General features: G+C 75.5%; 3 protein-coding genes and 1 pseudogene. All 4 read right to left on the reverse strand.

Features of this window, described 5'->3' with window-relative positions; genetic code table 11:
- Positions 1-21: 21 nt before the first annotated feature.
- A complete protein-coding gene (locus K7B10_RS24965; RefSeq protein ID WP_229339270.1) occupies positions 22-933 on the reverse strand; it encodes a carbohydrate ABC transporter permease in 912 nt (303 codons plus the stop codon).
- Entirely contained in the window at positions 930-2300 is a 1371-nt protein-coding gene (locus K7B10_RS24970; protein WP_229339272.1) for a carbohydrate ABC transporter permease, read from the reverse strand. The genes K7B10_RS24965 and K7B10_RS24970 overlap by 4 nt, the downstream gene beginning before the upstream one ends.
- Before the next feature lie 4 nt (positions 2301-2304).
- Positions 2305-3699, reverse strand: a complete 1395-nt coding sequence (locus K7B10_RS24975; protein WP_229339274.1) for an ABC transporter substrate-binding protein — start codon at positions 3697-3699, stop codon at positions 2305-2307.
- A gap of 117 nt (positions 3700-3816) precedes the next feature.
- Positions 3817-6078, reverse strand: a pseudogene (locus K7B10_RS24980) (FtsK/SpoIIIE domain-containing protein); the annotation flags it as partial.
- Positions 6079-6208: the final 130 nt, after the last annotated feature.

Here is a 6208-nt window from a genome sequence, read left to right on the forward strand (position 1 = left end):
CGGTCGCCGGTCGGCCGTGCGCTACTTGACCGCTCCCGCCATCACCCCCGAGACGAACTGCCGCTGGAAGGCGAAGAAGACGACCAGCGGGACGACCATCGACAGGAACGCCCCGGGCGCCAGCACGTCGATGTTGTTGCCGAACTGCCGTACCTGCTGCTGGAGGGCGACCGTGATGGGAGGGTTCGCCGAGTCCGCGAACACCAGCGCGACGAGCATGTCGTTCCACACCCACAGGAACTGGAAGATGGCGAGCGAGGCGATCGCCGGGCCGCCCAGCGGCAGCACCACCCGGGCGAACAGCCGCAGTTCACCCGCCCCGTCGAGGCGGGCCGCCTCCAGCAGCTCGCGCGGGATCTCGGCGAAGAAGTTCCGCAGCAGGAAGACGGCGAACGGCAGCCCGAAGGCGGTGTGGAACAGGACCACCCCGGCCGTGGTCTCGAACAGACCGATGGCGCCGAAGAGTTCCGAGACGGGGATCAGCGCCACCTGTACGGGGACGACGAGCAGCCCGACCACGATCAGGAACAGCCAGTCCCGGCCCGGGAACTCCAGCCAGGCGAAGGCGTAGCCGGCGAGCGAGCCGAGGCCGACCACGAGCAGGGTCGCCGGTACCGCGATGGCCACCGTGCTGAGCAGGGCGCCGGTGATGGTGTCGTCGGCCAGCAACCGCTCGTAGTTGTCGGCCGTCAGCCGGGTCGGGGCGGTCAGCGCCTGCCACCAGCCGCCCCTGTTCAGGTCGGTGGGGGAGAGGAAGGAGGAGATCAGCAGCCCGAGCGCGGGCATCAGCCAGAACAGTGCGGCCAGGACCAGGAACACGCGGACGGCCCCGGCCGCGGCCCCGGCGGCGAGCCGGCCCGCCCGGGACCCGGCGCGCGCGGCGGGGCGGGCACCGGTACGAGCCTCCGGTCGGGCCTGCGCGGCGGCGCTCATCGGGCCCCCTCCTTCCGCAGCCTGCGGATGTTGTAGAGCATGACCGGGAGGACCAGCACCAGAAGCAGCACCGCGATGGCGCTGCCCAGCCCCGGATCGGCGTCGGTGCCGAAGGAGGTCCGGTACAGCTGGAGGGCCAGGACGTTCGCGTCGTCCTGCACCGAGCCCGGCGCGATCACGAAGACCAGGTCGAAGATCTTCATCACGTTGATGACGAGGGTGACGAGGACCACCACCAGCAGGGGTGCCAGCAGCGGCACGGTGACCCTGCGGAACACCTGCCACTCGTTCGCCCCGTCCACCCGCGCCGCCTCCAGCAGCTCCCGCGGTACGGCGGCCAGCCCGGCCCCGATCAGCACCATCGCGAACCCGGCCCACATCCACACGTACGCCCCGATCACCGCCGGGGTCACCAGCGTCGGGCCGAGCCACTCCACCCCCGCGTACGCCTCGCGGAAGTTCGAGGCGGGCAGCCGCAGCCGCGCCCCGTCGGCCTTCGCGGACAGGGTGAAGGTGCCGTCGGCGCGGGCCGTCGCCGAGTCGACCACGCGGCCGTCCTTGACCGCCTCGACCCGGATCCCGGCCAGACCCGACTCGCTCGGGTCGACCGCGTTCGTACGGCCGCCACCGCCCCGGGTGAAGTCCTGCCAGGCCGTCCCGGTCACCTTGCCGGGCTCGGCGGGCGCGGCCCTCGCCGTACGGGTCCCCGAAGGCAGGTCCTCCGGGGCCACGCCGACCAGCGGGAGCAGCACGGGCACGCCCGCCCGTACGGGATCACGGGTCGTGTAGCCGCCCGCGTCGGCCCCCGCCGCCGGGACCAGCGGGGAATCGCGGCCCGGGCGCGCCTTCGGGAAGGCCGAGGACTCCGCGAAGGTGTCGTGCACCCCGACCCAGACCGCGTTGGCGACGCCCCGGTCGGGGTCGTGGTCGTACACGAGCCGGAAGATGATGCCGGCCGCCAGCATCGAGATGGCCATCGGCATGAAGACGAGCAGCTTGAACGCCGTTCCCCAGCGCACGCGTTCGGTGAGCACCGCGAAGATCAGGCCGAGGGCGGTGGCCGTGGTCGGCGCCAGCACCACCCACAGCGCCGTGTTCTTCAGGGCCGTGCGGATCGAGTCGTCGTGCAGGATCTCGCCGTAGTTGCCGCCGCCCACGAAGGTGTCACCGGTGCGGTCGAAGAAGCTGCGGTAGAGGGAGTAGCCGATCGGGTGGACGACGAGGGCGCCGAGCAGCACCAGGGCGGGCAGGAGGAACGCCGCCGCGACGAGGCGCCGGCGCCGGGTCTCCGCGGAGCGCCCCGCCGTGGCGGCCGCGGCCCCGGAGGGCGCGCCGGCCTTCGCGGGCGTGGTGGCCTTGGCTGCCACGGGATCAGTTCCCGTAGGCCTTGGCCGCGTCCGCCTCCAGTCTGGCCTGCGTGCCCGCCACGTCCGACGGGTTCGCCAGGAAGTCCTGGAGCGCCTTCCACTCGCCGGCCCCCGGGGTTCCGCCGAAGGCCGCCGGGGCCTGGTCCGACATGTCGAAGCGGAAGTCGTCGCCCGCCGCGATCAGGGCCTTGGCGATGTCCCGCTGGATGTCGTTCGGATAGGCCTTCGGGTCCACCGACTTGTTCGGGGAGACGAAGCCGCCTTCGCGGGCCTGGATCTCCGCCGCGTCCGGGGAGGCCAGGAACGTCAGCAGCGCCTGCGCGCCCTTGGACGGCTTCAGTGCGACCGCCACGTCGCCGCCCGAGACCACCGGCGCCTTGGCGCCGACCGCCGGGAACGGGAACACGAGCGCGTCCTCGCCCACCTTCGCCTCGGTCTGCCCGATGTTCACCGCGACGAAGTCGCCTTCGAAGACCATCGCCGCCGCCGGCCGCTCGCCGCCGGTGAAGGTCTGCGTCACCGACTTCGGGAACTCGGTGGCCAGCGCCCCGCTCGCCCCGCCCGCAAGGAAGTCCTTGCGGCCGAACAGCTCGCCGAGCGTGGTCAGCGCCTGCTTGACGCTGTCGTCCGTCCACTTGATCTCGTGCTTTGCCAGCTGGTCGTACTTCTGCGGACCCGCCTGGGAGAGGTAGACGTTCTCGAACCAGTCGGTCAGGGTCCAGCCGTCCGCACCGGCCACCGAGACGGCCGGGGTGCCGGAGGCGGAGAGGGTGTCGGCCGCCGTCAGCAGATCCTTCCAGGTCTTCGGGGGCTGGACGCCCGCCGCCTGGAAGGCCTTCGCGTTGTACCAGACCAGCGACTTGTTGGCGGCCTTGTAGTACACGCCGTACTGGGTGCCGTCGACCGCTCCCAGCTTCTTCCACCCGTCGGAGTAGTTCTTGTCGAGCTGCGCCTTGGCCTCGGGGCCGACCGGCTGCGCCCACTTGTTCTGCACGGCGGCGGTCAGCGCTCCGACCTGCGGGAGCAGCGCCACGTCCGGCGGCTGGCCGCCCGCGATCTTCGTACCGAGGAAGGTGACGATCGGGTCCTGCGCCGGGACGAAGGTGACCGTGGCACCCGTCCGCTTCTCGAACTCCTTCAGGACCTTCGTGAAGTTCGCCTGCTCCGGACCCGTCCAGACCGCGGCGACCTCCAGCTTCTCGCCGGGCAGCTTCGGTAACTGCACCGTCTGTCCCGTCGGCGCGGAGGCCTCCCCGCCCTGCGGCGGGGCCTCCTTTCCGTCCCCGCCCCCGCACGCGCCGAGGACCAGCGCCCCCGCGGCCGTGAGGGCCGTCCAGGTGGCGGCGTGCTGCGCGCGCCCTCTCGGGTTGCCCGTACGGCTCGTTCCGTGCCTTCGCATGGCTCTGCCCCCGATGCCCGTGGTGTGCCCGTGGTGTGACTCGTCCCACAAGGTCTACGCCGAGCCGCGTACCCCCGCAATACCGCGTCGAACCGCGCCGCGGCGTTCCGCGACGGCTCAGGGCGCGGGGGGGAACAGCACGGGTATCGCCGAGACCAGGTGCGATGCGCGGTCCAGGGCGCTCGCCAGCAGGGCCAGGTCGGTGGGGCCGTTGCCCAGCTCGCGCACGGGCCGGCGGGCCGGGGGATCACCCATCCGCTCCCACTCCACCGGCACCACCGTCGGCCGCTGCGTCGCCGTCCGCGGGATCCGACCGGTCACCCGGCCGCCCTGGAAGGGGACCGTGCGCCCGTCGGCGTGGCGCAGCCGGCCGCGGCCGGGGCCCGGCTGGTCGGGGGCGTCCAGATCGATCCGGAGCGGATTCGTCCGGGCCAGCTCGGTGTCGGCCGTACGGTCGGGGCGGGCGCTGCTGGCCACCAGGTGCACCCCGAGCAGGGCGCCGTCGCGGGCCACCGCGTCCAGCGCCCGTACGACGGATCCGGCGGCGGGGCGGCCCGTACTGCCGAGCCCGGGTGCGACCAGCGCGTCGAAGTCGTCCACCAGCACCACCAGGCGGGGCAGCGGGCTCGGCCCGGCCGGGTCGGTGCGCACGGCGGAGGCGCGCAGCCGGAGCGTGCCGGTGCGCTGGGTGTCGAGGTCGCCGAGGAGCTCGCCGGGGCTGGGGTGGCGGGGGGCGACCATCCGGTCGGAGACCTCCCGGCGGGCGTGCCACTCGGCGAACGGGACCCCGTCCAGGAGCTCGGCCCGGCGTTTCAGCTCGGCGCCGAGGGCCTGGGCGAACTCCCGCATGCGGACGGGGTCGGAGGCGACGAGGTGTGCGCAGACGTGCGGGAGCTCGGTGCAGGGCTGGAGCCCGTCTCCGCGCTCGCCGCCGGCCCCGTCGAGGAGGACCAGCCCGAGCCGGTCGGGCCGGGCGGCCGCGGCGAGGGAGGCGGCCACCGAGCGCAGCAGCTCCGTACGGCCGCTGCCCGTGGGCCCCTCGATGAGCAGGTGCGGGCCGTCCTGGACCAGCTCGGCGCCGACCGGACCGCGCCGGCCGCTGCCGAGCACGAGCTCGGCGCGGCCGCCGACGCCCTGCCCCTGATCGGTGGCGGCGGCCCAACGGGCCATCAGGGAGGCCGGGGTGGCCCGGGCCAGGCCCAACTCGTCCAGCAGGCGGGCGGTGTTCGGGAGCGCCGCGGCGACGGCCGGACGGGGCCCGGCGGGGGAGGGCTCGGCGCGCAGCGGGGCCAGCGCCCGGGCGAAGCGCTCGGCCCAGGCGGCGGAGACGGCGTCGGCGATGGCGGTGGTCCCGGGCGGCCACGGCTTGCCGCCGGTCACCGTGAACGTCCGTACGGCGGTGGCCACATCGCCGCTGAGCAGGGCGGCGGCTCCGCAGGTCCGGAACGCGGGGCTGCTCGCGCAGGCGGCCTCGTACGTCTCGGTGAGCGGGGAGGCCGGCGTGGCGGCCGGGGTCTCGGCGAGTACGAGGAGGTGGATCCCGGCGGCCGGGCCGTGCGGGGCGAGCCGGCCGGTGATGTCGCGCAGTGCGGCGGCGCCGGGGTCGCCGTCGACGACGAGGAGCGTGTACGGGCCCTGGTGGGCCTCGCCGAGGGGGCTCTCGTCGAGGCGCCGGGTCAGCTCGGCGGTGCGGGCGGCGGCCTGGTCGCGGTCGTACGCGAGGAGCAGCCGGCAGTCCTGGCCGTGCGCGGGCCGTACGTGCGGCAGCCAGCCGAGCCAGCCCCAGTCGGCGCGCCGCTCGGGCAGGCCGCGGGCGCGGTCGGCGGCGAGGAGCACGATCTCCAGCTCGCCGGGCCCGTGCAAGGCGGCGAGCTGGGCGACGACGGAGCGGGCCACGCCGGTCAGCCGGGCGCGGGGTCCGGCGATGCCGAGGGCGCCGACCTCCTGGAGCGCGACCCGGCTCCCGGCCCCGAGCCCGACGTCGAGCCGGCCCCGGCCGCGGGACCAGAGCCGCCGGGTGGGCCCCAGCGCGGCGAGCAGCAGGGCCGCCGGATCATCGGCGTCGGGTACGGCGGCCGCGACGGCTTCGTCCACGGCCCCGGCCCCGTCGAGGTCCTCGCCCCGGACCCACTTGCGGGCCCAGGCCCCGAGCCCCCGCTTCCGCGACCGCTGCCCCCCGGGGCCGGCCGCGCCGCCCCAGGTCCCGCCGGAGGCGGCGGGCTCCGCCGTGGCCCGGCCCGTACCGGGCGCACCGATGCGCAGGCCGGCTTCCGACCCGAGCCCGGAGGCCCCGCCGGGCGCCCGGCCCGGGGCGGATGCGGCGTCGCCGCCCCACCCGGCGCCGGGGGCACCGGGGTGGGACGGCGGAGCCGGCTCGGGGCGCAGCACCGGGCGGTGCCCGTCGGGGTCGGGGTCGGGGGGGGGGGGGGGGTGGGGGAACGATCCCTGCGGGCCGGCCGCACCGGGCCCGCGGTCGGCCCCGCCGCTCCACCCGGGCCCGGCGGAGCCG

This window comes from Streptomyces flavotricini (genome assembly GCF_020639365.1).
GTDB lineage: Bacteria > Actinomycetota > Actinomycetes > Streptomycetales > Streptomycetaceae > Streptomyces > Streptomyces flavotricini.

Bases quoted from the DNA above. Each gene is read 5' to 3' on its own strand.
- K7B10_RS24965 (WP_229339270.1), bottom strand. From the start codon at position 933: ATGAGCGCCGCCGCGCAGGCCCGACCGGAGGCTCGTACCGGTGCCCGC.
- K7B10_RS24975 (WP_229339274.1), bottom strand. From the start codon at position 3,699: ATGCGAAGGCACGGAACGAGCCGTACGGGCAACCCGAGAGGGCGCGCG.